Below are 17,895 nucleotides of genomic sequence, written 5' to 3' on the forward strand. Positions count from 1 at the left end.
GGCGTCGTGCACGCGTCCGATGCCGGTTACAGCGGGACGGGCGGCGTGTCCCGCTGCGACGGCCAAAAGGGGGCGGATCGCGTGCGCGAAGGCACACCCCGCGAGGTCGGGACCGTCCTCCTCAGGCCCGACGCCGCCGTCGTGCCAGGACCACGGCCCGCACGGCGACCCCGACGGCGAGCACCGCGAGCATGGTCAGCACCGACGCCGCCGGCAGCGTGAAGGCGAGCACGAGGCAGGCGGCCGCCCCGACGGCATTGAGCCAGCGCGGGGCGTACCACTGCCGGTCGGTGAGGGTGAAGGCGGAGACGTTCGCGATCGCGTAGTACACGAGCACCCCGAAGCTGGAGAACCCGACGACGGTCAGGACGTCCGTGGCGAGCAGCAGCACCACCACGACGGCGGCGGTCGCGACGTCCGCCGCCCAGGGCACCGCGAAGCGCGTCGAGACGCGGGAGAGCATCGACGGCAGGTCCCCGGTACGGGCCATGGCGAGGCTCGTACGGCCCACGCCCGCGATCAGGGCGAGCAGCGCACCGAGGCTCGCGAGCGCCGCCGCGAGGACGACCACCGTGTCGAGCACCCCGGCAGCCCCTCCCGGCGAGCCCGCGTCGACGACGTCCCGCAGCGGCGCCGTCGAGGCGGCGAGGGCCTCCGGGCCGAGGGCGTGGAGCAGCGAGAGTGCCAGGAGCAGGTACAGGACGAGGGTGAACCCGAGGGCGCCGAAGATCGCCCGCGGGATGTTCCGGCGCGGCTCACGGACCTCCTCGCCCATGGTCGCGATGCGCGCATAGCCCGCGAACGCGAAGAACAGCAGGGCTGCGGCCTGCAGGACGCCACCCACGCCGCCCGTTCCACCGGAGCCGGACCCGGACGGGGCCGCGGGGGCGGTGATCGCCACGACGACGACGAAGGCCAGGACGGGCACCACGAGCGAGACGATGATGCGCGTCGCGAGGGCCGTCCGCGTCACCCCGAGGAGATTCACCCCCGTCAGGCCGACGACGGCGGCCACGGCGGCGGCCTTCTCCGCGCCCGGCGCCGAGTACAGGCCGAACGTGAGGGCCATCGCCGCACAGGAGGCCAGCTTGCCGGTGACGAAGCCCCACCCGGCGAGGAACCCGGGCCAGGGCCCCAGCTGCTCCCTGCCGTACACGTAGGTCCCCCCGCTGGAGGGATAGCGGACGGCGAGCGAGGCCGTCGCCGCGGCGTTGCAGTAGGCGACGAGGCCCGCGATGACGACGGCGAGGGGCAGCAGCGCCCCCGCCGAGGCGCCGGCGGGGGCGAAGACCACGAAGGCGCCCGCGCCGATCATCGCCCCGACCCCGACCGTGGTGGCGTCGAAGCCGCCCATCGCGCGGCGCAATCCCGGTGGCTGGGTCATGGTGCTCCTCGACGGTTCCGGGACGGCCTGTCCGGCCGGTCGGAACCGGACCGGTAAAGTTGGGCGGGTTTGCACCAACTCTAGGCAGGCGAGGCTCGCCTGCGACTCATCGAACGTATTTGTGGGAAGGAATGCTGTGCTCCGCACGCATGAACTCGGCTCGCTTCGACCCGAGCACGTAGGACAAACGGTCACCCTGGCTGGATGGGTCGCCCGTCGCCGGGATCACGGCGGCGTCGCGTTCCTCGATCTCCGGGACGCCTCCGGCGTCGCGCAGGTCGTCGTCCGTGAGGAGGACGTGTTCTCGTCCCTGCGCAACGAGTACGTCCTGCAGATCGTCGGCGAGGTCCAGCAGCGACCCGAGGGCAACGAGAACCCGGCCCTCCCCACCGGCGCGATCGAGGTCATCGCGGACACCGTGACCATCCTCAACACCTCGGACCCCCTCCCGTTCCAGATCGACGAGCACGTCGAGGTGGGTGAGGAGGCACGCCTGCGCCACCGCTACCTCGACCTCCGGCGCCCCGGCCCCCAGGCCAACCTGCGCCTCCGGTCCGAGGCCAGCCGGATCGCCCGCGAGCTGCTGCACGCGGACGGGTTCGTGGAGATCGAGACCCCCACGCTCACCCGCTCCACGCCGGAGGGCGCCCGCGACTTCCTGGTGCCCGCGCGCCTCGCGCCCGGCTCCTGGTACGCGCTCCCGCAGTCCCCGCAGCTGTTCAAGCAGCTCCTGCAGGTCGGCGGCTTCGAGAAGTACTACCAGCTGGCCCGCTGCTACCGGGACGAGGACTTCCGCGCCGACCGCCAGCCCGAGTTCACCCAGCTCGACATCGAGGCCAGCTTCGTGGAGGAGGACGACATCATCGCCCTCGGCGAGCAGCTCGTCGCCGCGCTCTGGAAGCTGATCGACGTCGAGATCCCGCTGCCGATCCGCCGGATGACGTACGCCGAGGCAATGGCGAAGTACGGCTCGGACAAGCCGGACCTCCGCTTCGGGCTCGAGCTGACCGAACTGACCGAGTTCTTCAAGGACACCGGCTTCGGCGTCTTCAAGGCTCCCTACGTGGGCGCCGTCGTCATGCCCGGCGGCGCGTCGCAGCCGCGCCGCCAGCTGGACGCCTGGCAGGAGTGGGCGAAGCAGCGCGGGGCCAAGGGCCTCGCGTACGTCCTCATCGACGACGACGGCAGCCTCCGCGGGCCCGTCGCCAAGAACCTCACTGACGCCGAGCGCGAGGGCCTGGCCGGCGCGACCGGGGCCAACCCGGGCGACTGCATCTTCTTCGCGGCCGGTGACCGGTCGTCGTCGCGCGCCATCCTCGGTGCCGCCCGGGTCGAGATCGGCCGGCGCACGGGGCTCATCACGGAGGGTGACTGGGCCTTCGTGTGGATCGTCGACGCGCCCATGTTCGAGCCTGCCTCCGCAGCCGTCGCCGCGGGCGACGTCGCCGTCGGTGGCGGCGCGTGGACGGCCGTCCACCACGCCTTCACCTCCCCGAAGCCCGAGTTCCTCGACACGTTCGACACCGATCCGGAGAACGCGGTCGCCTACGCTTACGACATCGTCTGCAACGGCAACGAGCTCGGCGGCGGATCCATCCGTATCCACCAGCGCGACGTGCAGGAGCGCGTGTTCGCGGTCATGGGCCTCGGCAAGGAGGAAGCACAGGAGAAGTTCGGCTTCCTCCTCGAGGGCTTCAAGTACGGCGCGCCTCCGCACGGCGGGATCGCCCTGGGCTGGGATCGGGTGGTCTCGCTCCTCGCGGGGACCGATTCCATCCGGGACGTCATCGCGTTCCCGAAGTCCGGCGGCGGGTTCGACCCCCTGACCGCGGCGCCCGCGCCGATCACGGCGCAGCAGCGCAAGGAGGCCGGCGTGGACGCCAAGCCGAAGGCCGCCGCCGAGGGGTGATCGGCGACACCGTCCGGGGCGCTGCCCCGGACGGTGTGCAGCTACGGCGGGTGCGGGTCGATCGCACCCGCCGTAGCTGCGTCCTGGAGGGCTGGGCGCCGGGCGCTCCTTCGCTGTCGGACGAATTGTGACCGTTGGGCGGAGGGTTCCGGCGGGTTGTGAAATAATCGGGGGAGTACGTGCTCCGGGGTCGGTGTAATTCCGAACCGGCGGTGATAGTCCGCGACCCGCTCAACGTCCCGCACCCGCGGGGTGGCGGCGGTTGAGCCGGTGGAATTCCGGGACCGACAGTCAAAGTCTGGATGGGAGAAGCACGAACAGCAGGGACTCACCGCTGCCCGTCGCCGGGTCGCGGCGCCTGTCGTGGCAGCAGCCAGGGCGGGACGTTCCTTCTGCTGCCGTTGCCCGGAGCCGTCGACCCGGTGAAGGATCGGCATGGACTTTCTGCAGTGGCTCTTCGAAGCCCGCATCCCCGTAGGCAACGGCTCGCTCCTGCTGCGCGAAGTGGTGGGTAACGTCTTCGGGCTCCTCAGCGCCTTCGGCGGCATGCGCCGGCGCGTCTGGGCCTGGCCGGTCGGGATCATCGGCAACGTGCTGCTCCTCACCGTCTTCCTCGGATCCCTCTTCGGCGCCGCGAGCGCCGCCAACCTGCTGGGCCAGGCCGGCCGGCAGGTCATGTTCATCGCCGTCTCCATCTACGGGTGGCGCCGGTGGCGGGCCAGCCGCGACCACGGCGGCCAGGCCGTCGAGCCCCGCTGGGCCGGGACGACGGCGCGCCTCGGGATGGTCTCCTTCATGATCGTGGGCACCTTCGCCCTCACGCCCCTGTTCCGCCTGCTCGGCTCGTACGAGCCCGTCTGGGCCGACGCGTGGACGTTCGTCGGGTCCCTGCTCGCCACCTACGGCATGGCCAAGGGCTGGGTGGAGTTCTGGCTCGTGTGGGTCGCCGTGGACATCGTCGGGGTCCCCCTGCTGTTCAGCGCGGGCTACTACGCCAGCGCCTTCATGTACGTGTTCTACGGGGCCTTCACGCTCGTCGGCTTCTTCGTGTGGGCACGCGCCCAGCGCACCGAGAAGCCGCGCATCGAGACCCTCCTCCCGGATCCGACGCTGCGATGAGCGCGACGCCCGGCACCCGGACCACCGCCGCGGAGGCGGCCGCGATGCTCCGCGCCCTGGACCTCGCCGGCCGCGGGGTGCGCGGCGCCAACCCCCTGGTGGGCGCGGTCCTGCTCTCCACTGACGGCACCGTCCTGGGGGAGGGCCACCACCGCGGGGCCGGCACGGCGCACGCCGAGCCCTCCGCCCTCGCCGATGCCTGGCGGCGCGGCAACGACCCGCGCGGCGCCACCATGGTGGTGACCCTCGAACCCTGCAACCACACCGGCCGGACCGGCCCGTGCAGCGAGGCGCTCCTCGACGCCGGCGTGGCCCGCGTGGTGTACGCGGCCGACGACGTCGACGGCGCTGCCGCCGGCGGTGCCCGGCGGCTGCGCGAGGCCGGCGTCGACTGCGTCGGCGGCCTCGAGGCCGCCCGCTCCCGGCACCTCAACCGGCGCTGGACGGCGTCCGTCCTCGCACGCCGGCCGTTCGTCACCCTGAAGTCCGCGCAGTCCCTCGACGGGCGCGTGGCGGCGTGCGACGGCTCCAGCCGGTGGATCACCGGCGCCGACGCCCGCGCCGACGGCCACCGGATCCGCGCCCTCGCCGACGCCGTCCTCGTCGGCACCGGGACCGTCCTCGCGGACGATCCGCGCCTCACCGCCCGCCTCGACCCGGCGCCGGGGGCACAGGACGACGCCCGGGTGGTACCTCCGACCCCGGGCCTCCGAGTGGTCCTCGGGCGCACCCCCGTGCCCGACGACGCCTCGGTGCGCGGGGAGGGTTTCCTCCACCTGGTCACGCGGGACGTGGACGTGGCGCTCGGCGAGCTCCATGCCCGGGGCGTCCGGCACGTCCTCGTCGAGGGTGGCCCGCGCATCGCCTCCGCGTTCCTCCGGGCCGGAGTGGTGGACGAGCTGTTCAGCTACGTCGCGCCGCTGATCCTCGGCGACGGGGCACCCGCCTTCCCGGATCTCGGCGTCGGGACCCTCACGGATGCCGAGCGCTGGGCCCTGGACGACGCCGGTGGTCCCGCCGTCCGGCAGTTCGGCCCCGACGTGCGGCTGCACCTCGGGCCCCCACCGGCCACCGTCTGACCCGCCCCGCCCACCGATCGCGAAGGAAGTACCAGTGTTCACAGGAATCGTCTCCGAACAGGGCAGCGTGGTCTCCCTGGAGCTCACGCCCGACGGCGAGAGCGCGCTCCTCGTCTTCGAGGCGCCCGGGACCGGCCGGGACCTCGCGCCCGGCGCCTCGATCGCCGTCAACGGCGTCTGCCTGACGGCCGTCACGCTCGACGGCGGCCGCGTGGGCGTCGACGTCATGGGGGAGACCCTGCGCCGCACCACCACGGGCGGCCTGCAGCCCGGCGCGCCCGTCAACCTCGAGCGGTGCGTCCCCGTGGGTGGACGCCTCGACGGCCATGTGGTGCAGGGGCACGTGGACGGCATCGGCGTGCTGCTGGAGCGCGAGGACCTCGGCGCCTGGCACCGGCTCCGCTTCGGGCTGCCCGCCGGCCTGGGACGCTACGCCGCGGAGAAGGGGTCCATCGCGATCGACGGGGTCTCCCTGACCGTCACCGCGGTGAGTCCGCCCGAGGACGCCGAGCAGTGGTTCGAGGTGGGGCTCATCCCCACCACCCTCCGGGAGACCGGCCTCGGCGCGAAGGCCCTCGGCGATCCCGTGAACCTCGAGATGGACGTGCTCGCGAAGTACGCGGAACGACTCCTCGGCTTCGCCGCCGCGGACGCCCGCCGGGACCAGGCCACCGGCGGTACACCGTGACGGGAACCGCTCCGGTGCGCCTCGACCCGATCGAGGACGCCATCGCCGCGATCGCCGCCGGCGGCGCCGTCGTCGTGGTGGACGACGAGGACCGCGAGAACGAGGGCGACATCGTCTTCGCCGCCGAGGAGGCGACGCCCGCCCTCGTGGGGTGGACGGTCCGCTGGACGTCGGGCGTGCTCTGCGTGCCGCTGCGCTCGGACGACGCCGACCGGTTGCTCCTGCCGCCCATGACGGCGATCAACGAGGATGCGAAGGGCACGGCCTACACGGTCTCGTGCGACGCCGCGGCGGGAGTGAGCACCGGCATCAGCGCCGCGGACCGCGCCCGCACGGCGCAGGTGCTCGCCGACCCGGCCAGCGGCCCCCTGGACCTCACCCGGCCGGGCCACGTCTTCCCGCTGCGCGCCGCCCCCGGCGGCGTCCGCGAGCGCCCCGGGCACACCGAGGCCGGTGTGGACCTGAGCGTCCTGGCCGGCAAGCGCCCGGCGGCCGTCATCGCCGAACTCGTCCACGACGACGGCGACATGATGCGCCTGCCCGCGCTCCGTCGCTTCGCCGACGAGCACCGGCTCCCGCTCGTCTCGATCGAGGATCTCGTGGCCCATCTCCGGGCCCGCGAGGACCACCGGCACAGCGCCTGACCCGACGACCGACCCACCAGCAGCACAGCAGCACAGCAGCACCCGGCAGCATCCAGGCAGTATCCAGGCAGCAACCCACCCGAAGGAGACCCATGAGCAGCCACGGAGCACCCAGCATCGACGTCAGCGCACTGACCGCACCGGACGGCGCGCCCCTGCGCCTCGCGATCATCGCCGCGAGCTGGCACACCCAGATCATGGACGGGCTGCTCGACGGCGCCCGCCGCGCCGCCGTGGAGGCCGGCGCCGAGGTCACCGAGATCCGGGTGCCCGGCAGCTTCGAACTTCCTGTCGCCGCCGCACGCCTCGCCCCCCGGTTCGACGCCGTCGCGGCCCTCGGCGTCGTCATCCGCGGCGGCACGCCGCACTTCGAGTACGTGTGCCAGGCGGCGACGTCGGGCCTCACCGACGTCAGCGTCCGCACCGGCGTGCCGGTGGGCTTCGGGGTCCTGACCTGCGACACCGAGCAGCAGGGCCTGGACCGCGCCGGCCTGCCGGGCTCCTCCGAGGACAAGGGGCACGAGGCCGTGTCGGCCGCCCTGGCGACGGCCGCCGTCCTCCGCGCGTCGGAGCGATGAGCACGGAGGCGTCCGTCACAGGACGCGGCCCGCGTGCCGCGGCGGCTGCGCGAGCCGATAACCTAGGAGGTGTGAAAACCTTTGATTCCCTGTTCGAGGAACTCAGCGCGAAGGCGGTCGAGCGCCCCACGGGGTCGCGGACCGTGGCGGAGCTCGACTCGGGCGTGCACGGCATCGGCAAGAAGGTCGTCGAAGAGGCTGCCGAGGTGTGGATGGCCGCCGAGTACGAGTCCGCCGAGGAGGCCGCGGAGGAGATCTCCCAGCTGCTCTACCACCTGCAGGTCCTCATGATCGCGAAGGGACTCACGCTGGAGGACGTCTACAAGCATCTGTAGCCGCACAGGGCGCACCCTGCACCCATCCGCGGCTCCGGCACGTCTCGTCCCACCGTCTCCACCAGCGAAAGATCCCCCATGCTCCGTGTAGCAGTCCCCAACAAGGGCGCCCTCTCCGAGGCCGCCTCGTCCATGCTCGCCGAGGCCGGTTACCGCCAGCGCCGCGATTCCCGCGAACTGGTGCTCGTCGACCCCGAGAACGAGATCGAGTTCTTCTTCCTGCGCCCGCGCGACATCGCGGTGTACGTGGGCTCGGGGACCCTCGACGTCGGCATCACCGGCCGCGACCTCTTCCTCGACGCCCAGGTGGAGGCCGAGGAGCTCATGCAGCTCGGCTTCGGCGCCTCCACCTTCCGGTTCGCCGGCCCCGTGGGGGACTTCTCCTCGCTCGAGGAGCTCGAGGGCCGGCGCCTGGCGACCAGCTACGAGGGCCTCCTGAACGACTACCTCGCCGCGCGCGGCATCACCGCATCGGTGGTTCGACTCGACGGCGCCGTCGAGTCCTCCGTACGCCTCGGCGTGGCCGACGCCATCGCCGACGTCGTCGAGACCGGCAGCACGCTCCGCGCCGCCGGCATGGAGATCTTCGGCGAGCCCATCCTGCAGAGCGAGGCCGTGCTGATCGGCCGGGCCGGCGCCGAGGCACCCGCCGGTCTCGACGTGCTGCTGCGGCGCCTGCAGGGCGTCCTCGTGGCGCGCCAGTACGTGATGATGGACTACGACATCCGCAAGCACCTCGTGGACGAGGCCGCCGCCCTGACGCCCGGCCTCGAATCCCCGACAATCTCGCCCCTCCGCGACTCCGAATGGGTGGCCGTCCGCTCCATGGTCAAGCGCCACCAGACCAACCGGGTCATGGACGAGCTGTACGAGCTCGGCGCGCGCGCCATCCTCGTCAGCACCATCCACGCCTGCCGGATCTAGGGAGGGGCAGCCATGACCGTCGCAGTCCGCGTCATCCCCTGCCTCGACGTCGACGCCGGGCGCGTGGTGAAGGGCATCAACTTCGAGGACCTGCGCGACGCCGGAGATCCCGTGGAGCTCGCGCACCGCTACGACCGCGCAGGCGCCGACGAACTCACCTTCCTCGACGTCACCGCGTCCTCGGGCAACCGCGAGACCACGCTCGACGTCGTCGCCCGCACCGCGGAGGAGGTCTTCATCCCGCTCACCGTGGGCGGGGGCGTCCGTGAGATCTCCGACGTCGACCGCCTCCTGCGCTTCGGCGCGGACAAGGCCTCCATCAACACCGCCGCCGTGGCCCGCCCTTCCGTGATCGACGAGATCACCGGGCACTTCGGCGCGCAGGTCCTCGTGCTGTCCCTCGACGCACGGCGGACGCGGGACGCGCGCACGCCGTCCGGCTTCGAGGTCACCACGTACGGCGGCCGCAAGGGCACCGGGATCGATGCCGTGGCCTGGGCGAAGGAGGCCGCGGACCGCGGGGTCGGGGAGATCCTGCTCAACTCGATCGACGCCGACGGCACCAAGGAGGGCTTCGACCTCGAGCTCATCCGCGCCGTGCGGGCCGCCGTCGGGGTGCCCCTGATCGCCTCGGGCGGCGCGGGCAAGCCGGAACACTTCCCGCCGGCCGTGGCGGCCGGCGCCGACGCGGTGCTCGCGGCCTCGGTCTTCCACTTCGGTCCGGTGGACGCGATCGCACAGGTGAAGGCGGCCATCCGCGCGGCAGGCTTCCCGGTCCGCTAGGACCACCGGGATCGGGGATGCCCGGCTTCGGGGTCAGATGCCGACGTCGGCGCTCTGGAGCAGGGCGACGGCGTCGGGCTGGCCCTCGTAGGTGACCAGGGCCTGGGCGCGCCCGTGCGCGTGCAGGAGCAGCTCACCCGGATCGCCGACGATCGCCACGGACACGGGGGCGCGCTTGGCGACGTGGCGGGGCCCATCGGGGCACACCAGGACGATCCCCAGGTCCACGCCCCGGTAGAGGTACGCCGCGCGCTTGACGAGCTCCTCCCAGAGGGCGTTCGCGTACTCCACGTCGAGGGCCCGCGGCGCCCAGCGCGTCGTCGCGCGGCGGACGTCCTCGGTGTGCACGAAGTACTCGATGAGGTTGGCGCTGCGGTCGATCGCGCCGATGCGCATCGGCGACAGGGCGGGCGGACCGGCCAGGAAGCGGTTCACGAGGGCCTCGTAGGCCGCCGGCGACGCCGCCCGTTCCGCCGTCTCGCGGGTGGCACGCTCGGTCGCGGGGGCGAGCTTCCGGATCACCATGCCGAAACCCAGGGCGGGCCGGTGCTCCCGGAGGTAGAGGTGCGCGGCGAGGTCGCGTGTCTGCCACCCCTCACACAGGGTGGGGGCGTCGGGGCCGGCGGCAAGAAGCGTCTCGGCCAGGACCTCGCGGGACGGGGTTACGTAGCGCATCACTGCTGAAACTAGCATGACGGGCCCGGTCGGGGGCAGGCCCCGCCCGTGCTCCCGCGTGGTCCGCACTAGAATCAGGGGTGATGCTCCCCTCCACTTCCTCCCCGGACCATGCCGTCCCCTCCGCCGACCCCGGCTCCGAGGGCGACGGCCCCGCCCTCGACCCGGCGATCGCCCGCGCCCTCAAGAAGGACGACGCCGGGCTCGTCGCCGCCGTCGTCCAGCAGTACGACACGCTCGAGGTCCTGATGCTCGGGTGGATGGACGAGGAGGCGCTGCGGCGGACCCTGACCACGGGCCGCGTCACGTTCTACTCGCGATCCCGCGCCGAGTACTGGCGGAAGGGCGACACCTCCGGGCACCGGCAGTGGGTCAGGGGCGTGGCCCTCGACTGCGACGGCGACGCCCTGCTCGTGACGGTGGACCAGGAGGGCGCGGCCTGCCACACCGGCACGCGCACGTGCTTCGACGGCCGGGCACTGCCCGCCGAGACCGCCCACCGCCCCGACCCCGAAGGACTCTGACCCATGCAGCACCTGGGCACGATCAGCCCCACCCTCGAGGAGTTCCGCGCGCTGGCCCGGGCCCGCCGCGTGGTGCCCGTGCACCTGACGGTCCTCGCGGACGCGCACACGCCGATCGGCGTCTACCGCAAGCTCGCCGCCGGGCAGCCCGGCACGTTCCTCATGGAGTCCGCTGCCGTCGGCGGTGTCTGGTCGCGGTACTCCTTCATCGGCTCGCACTCGCGCGCCACCCTGACCTCACGGGACGGGCAGGCGCACTGGCTGGGCGAACCCCCCGCCGGCGTCCCCGTGGACGGGAACCCCGTCGAGGCCCTGCGCCTCACGGTCGAGGCACTGCGGACCGAGCGGTTCGAGGACCTCCCGCCGTTCACGTCCGGGATGGTCGGCTTCGTGGGGTGGGAGGCCGTCCGGCACTGGGAGCGGCTCACCAGCCCCCCGGAGGACGATCTCCTCCTGCCCGAGCTCGCCATGTGCCTGGTGTCCGACCTCGCCATCCACGACAACTCCGCGGGCTCCCTCACCCTCGTCGCCAACGCGATCAACTTCGACAACACCGACGAGCGCGTCGACGAGGCCTGGCACGACGCCGTCGCGCGCATCCAGGGCATGCTCGCGAAGCTCGTCGCGCCCACCGAGCTCGCCGTCTCCGTGATGGCGGCCGACGCCCCCGGCGCCGAGGCGTCGACGGACCGCGTCCGCGAATCGTGGTTCGAACCCGACTACCTCACGGCGATCGAGCGCGGCAAGCAGGCCATCGTCGACGGCGACGTCTTCCAGGTGGTCATCAGCCGACGCTTCGAGATCGAGTGCGACGCCTCCGCACTGGACGTCTACCGGATCCTGCGCACCACGAACCCCAGCCCCTACATGTACCTGTTCAGCCTCGAGGACGCCGACGGGAGAGGCTACTCGATCGTGGGCAGCTCGCCCGAGGCCCTCGTCACGGTGACCGGAGACGAGGTCATCACCCATCCCATCGCCGGCTCGCGGCCCCGCGGGAGGACCACGGAGGAGGACCGCGACCTCGCCGTGGAACTCCGCGCCGACACCAAGGAGATGGCCGAGCACCTCATGCTCGTCGACCTCGCCCGCAACGACCTCTCCAAGGTGTGCACCCCGGGCAGCGTCGACGTCACACAGTTCATGGAGGTGGAGAAGTTCAGCCACATCATGCACCTCGTGTCCACGGTGGTCGGGCGGCTCTCGCCGTCGAAGAGCGCCTACGACGTCCTAGCGGCCACCTTCCCGGCCGGCACGCTCTCCGGAGCACCGAAGCCGAGGGCCCTGCGCCTCATCGACGAGGTGGAACCGCACCGGCGCGGCATCTACGGCGGGGTGGTGGGCTACCTGGACTTCGCGGGCGACATGGACATGGCCATCGCCATCCGCTCGGCGCTCCTGCGCGACGGCAGGGCGTACGTGCAGGCCGGCGGCGGCATCGTCGCCGACTCCGTGCTCGAGGCCGAAGCGCTCGAGACGGTCAACAAGGCGGCGGCACCGCTCCGGGCGGCCCTGACCGCGGCCGCCCTGCGCCCGGCGACGGCGGACCTGTCGTGAGCGCCGCCGGTCGCCCCGCCGCGGGTCGCCCCGCCGCGGGTCGCTTCACGCGTCGCGGCGTCGTCGTGCTGGGAATCGTGGTGCTCGCGCTGCTCGCCTTCGGGGCGACGACGCAGACCTGGCTCACGGTGCGCCTGCCCCAGGACGCCGTCCAGACCCCCGACCTCGCCATCGCCGGCAGCGATGCGGCGACGCCCGTGACGGCGTTCGCCCTCGTGGCACTGGCCGCGGCCCTCGCCGTCTCGATCGCAGGGCGCGTGGCCCGCTGGATCATCGCCGTCATCCTCGTGCTCTCCGGGGTAGGGATCACGATGTCCAGCGCTGCGGTGGCCCTCGATCCCTCCTCGGCCGCCGAGCCGGCCATCGGGACGGCGATCGGCGTCAGCGGCCTCGCCGGCGCCGACGCGGTCCCCACGGCGATGCCCTGGGTCGCCGCCGCGGCCGGGGTCCTCCTCGTGCTCGCGGCCGCCTGGGTGGTGCTCGCCGGGCGCACCTGGGGCATCAACCGGCGGTACGACGCCGGTGCGTCCCGCACGGCCCACGCCTCGCCGGAACGCGCGCCGGCGGACGCACCCGCGCCGTCGACGGGCGATGTGCCGCCCGGCGTCGTGCCCGACGACGCGCGGGCGGACGCCGACGCGGACGCCCCCACCGCACCGCCGGGGGGCGCCCCGGACGCCGCCGTGAACCCGACCATGGATCCCGGCCCCGCACCCGATGCCGAGTCGGGCTCCACGACCGACGAGCCGGCCCCCGACCCGGACGGGCGGCGGTCGGCGCAGCAGGCGCGGGGGAGCGCCCACGCCGACGAGATCGACAGCTGGGACGAGCTCTCGCGCGGCAACGACCCGACGCGCTGACCGGGAGCCCCGGCCGCGCGGGCCGGCCCTGCCGGAGCCCGCCGCGTACCGCCGCCCCGCCCCATCAATGGCAGAATGGGAGACGACCCGTTCGAAGGAGATTACCCATGGCATCCGAGACCAGCGCCAGCGCCACCCGCAACACCCCGGCGACCCACGCCCAGATGGGTGACGAGACGATCGGCCACGGCAACAGCCCCGCCGCGTGGACCTGCGTGCTGATCATGCTGGTGGGTGCGGCGATCGCCTCCTTCGCCTACATCCTCGCGAGCACCGAGGGCAACCACGACTTCGGCACCCTCCTGTTTTGGGGCGGCATCGGCGTCATGTTCGTCGGCCTGATCGTCGGTTTCATCATGCGCAAGATCGGCTACGGCGTCGGTGGATCGAAGCTCAAGAACAACGGCCACTAGATGACGGTCCTCGACGACATCATCGACGGCGTCCGCGAGGACCTCGCGGAGCGCCGACGCGCGCTGCCGCTCGACGACGTGCGCACGGCCGCCCTCGCAGCCCCCGCGCCGCTCGATGCGTTCGAGGCCCTCGGGGCCGGACACGGCGGAGCCGTGGCGGTCATCGCCGAGGTGAAACGCAGCAGTCCGTCCAAGGGAGCCCTCGCTGACATCGCGGACCCGGCCGCCCTGGCCGCCCGCTACGAGCAGGGGGGCGCGGCCGTCATCTCCGTGCTGACCGAGCAGCGGCGCTTCGGCGGATCGCTCGCCGACCTCGACGCCGTCCGCTCGGCGGTGGCCCTCCCCGTGCTCCGCAAGGATTTCACGGTGGACGAGTACCAGATCTGGGAGGCGCGCGCCCACGGCGCCGACGTCGTCCTGCTCATCGTCGCGGCACTCACCGACGAGGAGCTGGGCACGTTCCTCGCGCTCACTGCGGAACTCGGGATGCACGCGATCGTCGAGACGCACACCGCCGACGAGGTGCGCCGGGCCGTGGCCGCCGGTGCCGCGATCATCGGCGTCAACGTGCGCAACCTGAAGACCCTGGACCTCCACCGCGGCGTCTTCGCGGAACTGGCGCACCTCATCCCGTCCGGGACGGTCGTCATCGCCGAATCGGGTGTCCGTGACGCCTCCGACGTCGCCGACTACGCTGCCGGCGGGGCGCACGCCGTCCTGGTGGGGGAGGCACTGGTCCGCCACAGCGACCCCGCGGCGACCATCGACGAGTTCATGCGCGCCGGCCGGGACGCGTGGCGGGCCATGGACACGCCGGCACACGGCTGACGGATCACCACGGGCCGGATCTCCGCCGGTCGCAGCGGGCCCGGCAGGGCCTGGCAGCCGGGGCGCCGAGCCCCGGCGGGACAGCGAGCAGTACACGGACCGGCCACCCCCGGTCCGCCAGGGACCCGGCGGCACCGACGGCCGAGTCAGGACCAACAGGACAGGAACGCTGAAGTCATGACCGATATGCACCAGGACACGGGCCCCGAAGGCACGGGCGTCCGAGCAGGGGACGCCATCGACGCCGGGGCGGCCGAGGCCTTCCTCAGCCACGACGAGAGCCTCCGCCACGCCCCCGGTCCCTACTTCGGCTCCTACGGCGGGCGGTGGATGCCCGAGTCGCTCATCGCCGCGCTCGACGAGCTGCAGGACACCTTCGAGAAGGCCAAGGCCGACCCCGAGTTCACGGCGCAGGTCGCCGAGCTCAACAGGAACTACGCCGGCCGGCCGTCCCTGCTGACCGAGGCGCAGCGCTTCGCGGAGCACTGCGGCGGCGTGCGCGTGTTCCTCAAGCGCGAGGACCTCAACCACACGGGCTCGCACAAGATCAACAACGTGCTGGGCCAGGCCCTGATCGCCAAGCGCATGGGCAAGACCCGCGTGATCGCCGAGACCGGAGCCGGCCAGCACGGCGTGGCCAGCGCGACGGCGGCAGCCCTCCTCGGGCTCGAGTGCGTCGTCTACATGGGCGCGGAGGACACCCGCCGCCAGGCCCTCAACGTCGCGCGCATGCAGCTGCTCGGCGCGACGGTCATCCCCGTGACCAACGGCTCCCAGACCCTGAAGGACGCCATCAACGAGGCCCTGCGCGACTGGGTGGCGAACGTCGGGACCACACACTACCTGCTCGGTACCGCGGCGGGCGCCCACCCCTTCCCGTCCATGGTCCGGTACTTCCACGAGGTCATCGGCGACGAGGCGCGGGAGCAGATCCTCGAGCAGACGGGCAAGCTCCCCGACGCCGTCTGTGCGTGCGTCGGCGGCGGCTCGAACGCCATCGGCATGTTCCACGGTTTCCTCGACGACCGCGAGGTGGCCCTGTACGGCTTCGAGGCCGGCGGCGACGGCGTGGAGACCGGCCGCCACGCGGCCACGATCACGCTGGGACGCCCGGGCGTGCTGCACGGTGCGCGCTCCTACCTCATGCAGGACGAGGACGGCCAGACGATGGAGTCCCACTCCATCTCCGCGGGCCTGGACTACCCGGGCGTCGGCCCCGAGCACGCCTACCTCGCCGACATCGGACGGGCGCACTACGAGCCCATCACCGACGCCGAGGCGATGGAGGCCTTCAAGATCCTCAGCCAGGCCGAGGGGATCATCCCGGCCATCGAGACCGCACACGCCCTCGCCGGTGCCATGAAGGTGGGGCAGCGCCTCGCGGCGGACCTCGGGCCGGGGGAGAAGGCCTCGGACAGGATCGTCGTCGTCAACCTCTCGGGCCGCGGCGACAAGGACGTGGCGACCGCCGCGGAGTACTTCGACCTCCTCCCGGACGACAGTGCCGAGCAGGAAATCGCCCAGGAGGGAGAGCAGCTGTGACCACGCATCCCGCCACTGCCCCCTCGACCGGCCCCGCCACCGGCTCCAAAGCCGCGGCCGCCATCGAGAAGGCGCGCCGCGAAGGCCGCGCCGCCCTCATCGGCTACCTGCCCGCCGGTTTCCCCGACGTCCAGACCACCATCGACGCCGGCATCGCCATGGCGAAGAACGGCGTGGACCTCATCGAGATCGGGATCCCGTACTCGGACCCGGTCATGGACGGGCACGTCATCCAGGAGGCGACGGTCGAGGCGCTGGCCAACGGCTTCACCGTCCCGCGGATCTTCGACGTCGTCGCCGGCATCACGAGTGCCACCGACGCCGCCGTCCTCGTCATGACCTACTGGAACCCCGTCATGCGCATGGGTGTCCGCGACTTCGCCGAGCGCCTCGCAGCAGCGGGTGGCGCCGGGCTCATCACCCCGGACCTCATCCCCGACGAGGCCTCCGAATGGCTCGAGGCCTCCGACGAATTCGGCCTCGACCGCGTGTTCCTCGTGGCGCCGTCCACCTCCCCGCAGCGCATGCAGGCCACCGTCGACGCCAGCAGGGGATTCGTCTACGCCGTGTCGGTGATGGGCGTGACCGGTGCGAGGACCTCGGTCGGTGCCGCCGCCCGGGCCGTCGTCGATGCCGCGCATGCCGCCGGAGCCGAGCGGGTCTGTGTGGGGCTCGGGGTCTCGTCCTCCGCCCAGGTCCGTGAGATCGGCGCGTACTCCGACGGTGTGATCGTGGGCACCGCCCTCGTCGCCGCCCTGCGCGACGGCGGAGTGGACGCCGTCGCCGAGCTCACGCGTGAACTCAGCACCGGCACGGGCAAGGCGACCGCGTGATCGGCGGGAGCCTCGCCGCGTCGATCCCCAGCCCGCCGGCGGAATGGGCGAGCTTCAGCCTCGGACCCGTCACCGTCCACGCGTACGCCCTGTGCATCCTCGCCGGCATCATCCTGGCGCTCCTCCTCACGCAGAAGCGGTTCGTCTCCTTCGGCGGCCACGCGGACACGGTCTGGGACATCGCCATCTGGGCCATCCCGTTCGGCATCGTCGGCGGGCGGCTCTACCATGTGTTCTCCTCCCCGGACGCCTACTTCGGCCCGGACGGGGACATCGCGCGCATCCCGCAGATCTGGCAGGGCGGCCTCGGCATCTGGGGCGCGATCGCCCTCGGCGCGGTCGGTGCCTGGATCGGCGCCCGGCGCGCGGGAGTGAAACTCTCAGCCTTCGCCGACGCCGCCGCGCCCGGGGTGCTGCTCGCCCAGGCCATCGGACGGCTCGGCAACTGGTTCAACCAGGAGCTCTTCGGCGCGCCCACCACCCTCCCGTGGGGCCTGGAGATCGATGCCGACAACGCGAACTTCCCGCCCGGCACGGAACCCGGCACGCTGTTCCACCCCACGTTCCTCTACGAGCTCCTCTGGAACCTCGCCGGCGTTGCCCTGCTGCTGCTGCTCTCGCGGAAGATCACCCTGCGCGGCGGCCGCATGTTCTGGCTCTACGCGGCCTACTACACGCTCGGTCGCGTCTGGATCGAGGCGCTCCGCATCGACGACGCCGAGATGATCACGCTCTTCGGCGTCACCCAGCGCCTCAACGTGTGGACCAGCATCGCCGTCTTCCTCGTGTCGGTGGCCGTCCTCATCTACCTGACGGTCAAGCGGGAGCCCGTCGCGGAGCTGGAGGTCTACCTGCCCGGGCGCGAGCCCGGGCAGGTCGACGCCGTCGAGGCGGACGGCGCCCACGAGGGCGCCGACAGGAGTACCGATCCGAGTGCTGACGGGAGTGCCGACGACGGCGCCGCGACGGCCGCCGGGACCGGCGACAGCGCAGGGACGACGCCGGGAAAAGGCGCCTCCCGTAACGCTTCAGCCACAGGTGGCCACGCCTCGGACACGGGGCAAAGCGGGCGGAACGACCGTGGTAATCTGTCCGAAACAGACGGTTCCTGAGTAGGCGATCCGCGTACTCGGGCCCCCGCGCAAGCGGAACCGCGGGAGTCGGTCCCCGATACAGCAGTCCCCGGGCCACCGCCCCTCAAGGACGCAACACCACATCGT

Annotated in this window: 19 protein-coding genes and 1 riboswitch; of the genes, 17 read left to right on the forward strand and 2 right to left on the reverse strand. The window is 72.6% G+C overall.

Translation table 11 applies throughout. From position 1 onward, the window contains the following. Positions 1-121: 121 nt before the first annotated feature. Entirely contained in the window at positions 122-1,384 is a 1,263-nt protein-coding gene (locus tag MWM45_RS07560; RefSeq protein WP_247828920.1) for an APC family permease, read from the reverse strand. 136 nt (positions 1,385-1,520) lie between these two features. On the opposite strand from MWM45_RS07560, the gene aspS reads away from it, so the two are divergent. From aspS to hisF, 9 genes are all read left to right on the forward strand, one after another. Continuing rightward, the gene (gene aspS, locus MWM45_RS07565; protein ID WP_247828921.1) at positions 1,521-3,293 is read left to right on the forward strand and encodes an aspartate--tRNA ligase; all 1,773 of its coding nucleotides are present in this window, start codon (positions 1,521-1,523) and stop codon (positions 3,291-3,293) included. Between the two features lie 176 nt (positions 3,294-3,469). Next, a riboswitch (FMN riboswitch) is annotated at positions 3,470-3,611 on the forward strand. 117 nt (positions 3,612-3,728) lie between these two features. Further along, positions 3,729-4,412: a nicotinamide riboside transporter PnuC gene (gene pnuC, locus MWM45_RS07570; RefSeq protein WP_247828922.1), complete on the forward strand. Its 684-nt coding sequence runs from the start codon at positions 3,729-3,731 to the stop codon at positions 4,410-4,412. Then, positions 4,409-5,491, forward strand: a complete 1,083-nt coding sequence (gene ribD, locus MWM45_RS07575) for a bifunctional diaminohydroxyphosphoribosylaminopyrimidine deaminase/5-amino-6-(5-phosphoribosylamino)uracil reductase RibD (RefSeq protein ID WP_247828923.1) — start codon at positions 4,409-4,411, stop codon at positions 5,489-5,491. Before pnuC ends, ribD begins: the two co-directional genes overlap by 4 nt. A gap of 34 nt (positions 5,492-5,525) precedes the next feature. Then, entirely contained in the window at positions 5,526-6,179 is a 654-nt protein-coding gene (locus tag MWM45_RS07580) for a riboflavin synthase (RefSeq protein ID WP_247828924.1), read from the forward strand. Beyond that, positions 6,176-6,823, forward strand: a complete 648-nt coding sequence (gene ribB, locus MWM45_RS07585; RefSeq protein ID WP_247828925.1) for a 3,4-dihydroxy-2-butanone-4-phosphate synthase — start codon at positions 6,176-6,178, stop codon at positions 6,821-6,823. Before MWM45_RS07580 ends, ribB begins: the two co-directional genes overlap by 4 nt. Before the next feature lie 92 nt (positions 6,824-6,915). Further along, positions 6,916-7,401, forward strand: coding sequence for a 6,7-dimethyl-8-ribityllumazine synthase (ribH, locus tag MWM45_RS07590; RefSeq protein ID WP_247828926.1), 486 nt, complete (start codon positions 6,916-6,918; stop codon positions 7,399-7,401). A 71-nt stretch (positions 7,402-7,472) separates the two neighbouring features. Then, a complete protein-coding gene (locus MWM45_RS07595; protein WP_043445100.1) occupies positions 7,473-7,736 on the forward strand; it encodes a phosphoribosyl-ATP diphosphatase in 264 nt (87 codons plus the stop codon). Positions 7,737-7,814: 78 nt separating this feature from the next. Further along, on the forward strand, positions 7,815-8,660 hold the full coding sequence (hisG, locus tag MWM45_RS07600; protein ID WP_247828927.1) for an ATP phosphoribosyltransferase: 846 nt from the start codon (positions 7,815-7,817) through the stop codon (positions 8,658-8,660). Positions 8,661-8,672: 12 nt separating this feature from the next. Next, entirely contained in the window at positions 8,673-9,443 is a 771-nt protein-coding gene (gene hisF, locus MWM45_RS07605; protein WP_247828928.1) for an imidazole glycerol phosphate synthase subunit HisF, read from the forward strand. 33 nt (positions 9,444-9,476) lie between these two features. On the opposite strand, the gene MWM45_RS07610 is transcribed toward hisF, so the two are convergent. Continuing rightward, the gene (locus tag MWM45_RS07610; RefSeq protein ID WP_247828929.1) at positions 9,477-10,118 is read right to left on the reverse strand and encodes a TIGR03085 family metal-binding protein; all 642 of its coding nucleotides are present in this window, start codon (positions 10,116-10,118) and stop codon (positions 9,477-9,479) included. Between the two features lie 83 nt (positions 10,119-10,201). Here MWM45_RS07610 and hisI point away from each other — a divergent pair, with 83 nt between their 5' ends. The 8 genes from hisI (at position 10,202) to lgt (ending at position 17,787) form a co-directional block, all read left to right on the forward strand. Beyond that, positions 10,202-10,642 (forward strand): phosphoribosyl-AMP cyclohydrolase, encoded by a 441-nt coding sequence (gene hisI, locus MWM45_RS07615; protein ID WP_247828930.1) that lies wholly within the window; start codon positions 10,202-10,204, stop codon positions 10,640-10,642. Positions 10,643-10,645: 3 nt separating this feature from the next. Continuing rightward, entirely contained in the window at positions 10,646-12,199 is a 1,554-nt protein-coding gene (locus MWM45_RS07620; protein ID WP_247828931.1) for an anthranilate synthase component I, read from the forward strand. Continuing rightward, the gene (locus tag MWM45_RS07625) at positions 12,196-13,059 is read left to right on the forward strand and encodes a Trp biosynthesis-associated membrane protein (protein WP_247828932.1); all 864 of its coding nucleotides are present in this window, start codon (positions 12,196-12,198) and stop codon (positions 13,057-13,059) included. Before MWM45_RS07620 ends, MWM45_RS07625 begins: the two co-directional genes overlap by 4 nt. Positions 13,060-13,166: 107 nt before the next feature. Next, positions 13,167-13,472 carry an HGxxPAAW family protein gene (locus tag MWM45_RS07630; RefSeq protein ID WP_418909748.1) on the forward strand — a complete coding sequence of 102 codons (306 nt, stop codon included), beginning with the start codon at positions 13,167-13,169 and terminating at the stop codon, positions 13,470-13,472. After that, a complete protein-coding gene (gene trpC / locus MWM45_RS07635; protein WP_247828933.1) occupies positions 13,473-14,300 on the forward strand; it encodes an indole-3-glycerol phosphate synthase TrpC in 828 nt (275 codons plus the stop codon). It begins immediately after the preceding gene. 186 nt (positions 14,301-14,486) lie between these two features. After that, positions 14,487-15,842 (forward strand): tryptophan synthase subunit beta, encoded by a 1,356-nt coding sequence (gene trpB, locus MWM45_RS07640; RefSeq protein WP_418909761.1) that lies wholly within the window; start codon positions 14,487-14,489, stop codon positions 15,840-15,842. Continuing rightward, on the forward strand, positions 15,839-16,675 hold the full coding sequence (gene trpA / locus MWM45_RS07645; RefSeq protein WP_247828935.1) for a tryptophan synthase subunit alpha: 837 nt from the start codon (positions 15,839-15,841) through the stop codon (positions 16,673-16,675). The genes trpB and trpA overlap by 4 nt, the downstream gene beginning before the upstream one ends. Beyond that, entirely contained in the window at positions 16,672-17,787 is a 1,116-nt protein-coding gene (gene lgt / locus MWM45_RS07650) for a prolipoprotein diacylglyceryl transferase (protein ID WP_247828936.1), read from the forward strand. Before trpA ends, lgt begins: the two co-directional genes overlap by 4 nt. Positions 17,788-17,895: the final 108 nt, after the last annotated feature.

This window comes from Arthrobacter antioxidans, from assembly GCF_023100725.1.
Lineage (GTDB): Bacteria > Actinomycetota > Actinomycetes > Actinomycetales > Micrococcaceae > Arthrobacter_D > Arthrobacter_D antioxidans.

Bases quoted from the DNA above. Each gene is read 5' to 3' on its own strand.
- MWM45_RS07560 (WP_247828920.1), bottom strand. From the start codon at position 1,384: ATGACCCAGCCACCGGGATTGCGCCGCGCGATGGGCGGCTTCGACGCC.
- pnuC (WP_247828922.1), top strand. From the start codon at position 3,729: ATGGACTTTCTGCAGTGGCTCTTCGAAGCCCGCATCCCCGTAGGCAAC.
- ribD (WP_247828923.1), top strand. From the start codon at position 4,409: ATGAGCGCGACGCCCGGCACCCGGACCACCGCCGCGGAGGCGGCCGCG.
- ribH (WP_247828926.1), top strand. From the start codon at position 6,916: ATGAGCAGCCACGGAGCACCCAGCATCGACGTCAGCGCACTGACCGCA.
- hisG (WP_247828927.1), top strand. From the start codon at position 7,815: ATGCTCCGTGTAGCAGTCCCCAACAAGGGCGCCCTCTCCGAGGCCGCC.
- hisF (WP_247828928.1), top strand. From the start codon at position 8,673: ATGACCGTCGCAGTCCGCGTCATCCCCTGCCTCGACGTCGACGCCGGG.
- MWM45_RS07610 (WP_247828929.1), bottom strand. From the start codon at position 10,118: ATGCGCTACGTAACCCCGTCCCGCGAGGTCCTGGCCGAGACGCTTCTT.
- hisI (WP_247828930.1), top strand. From the start codon at position 10,202: ATGCTCCCCTCCACTTCCTCCCCGGACCATGCCGTCCCCTCCGCCGAC.
- MWM45_RS07620 (WP_247828931.1), top strand. From the start codon at position 10,646: ATGCAGCACCTGGGCACGATCAGCCCCACCCTCGAGGAGTTCCGCGCG.
- MWM45_RS07630 (WP_418909748.1), top strand. From the start codon at position 13,167: ATGGCATCCGAGACCAGCGCCAGCGCCACCCGCAACACCCCGGCGACC.
- trpC (WP_247828933.1), top strand. From the start codon at position 13,473: ATGACGGTCCTCGACGACATCATCGACGGCGTCCGCGAGGACCTCGCG.
- trpB (WP_418909761.1), top strand. From the start codon at position 14,487: ATGCACCAGGACACGGGCCCCGAAGGCACGGGCGTCCGAGCAGGGGAC.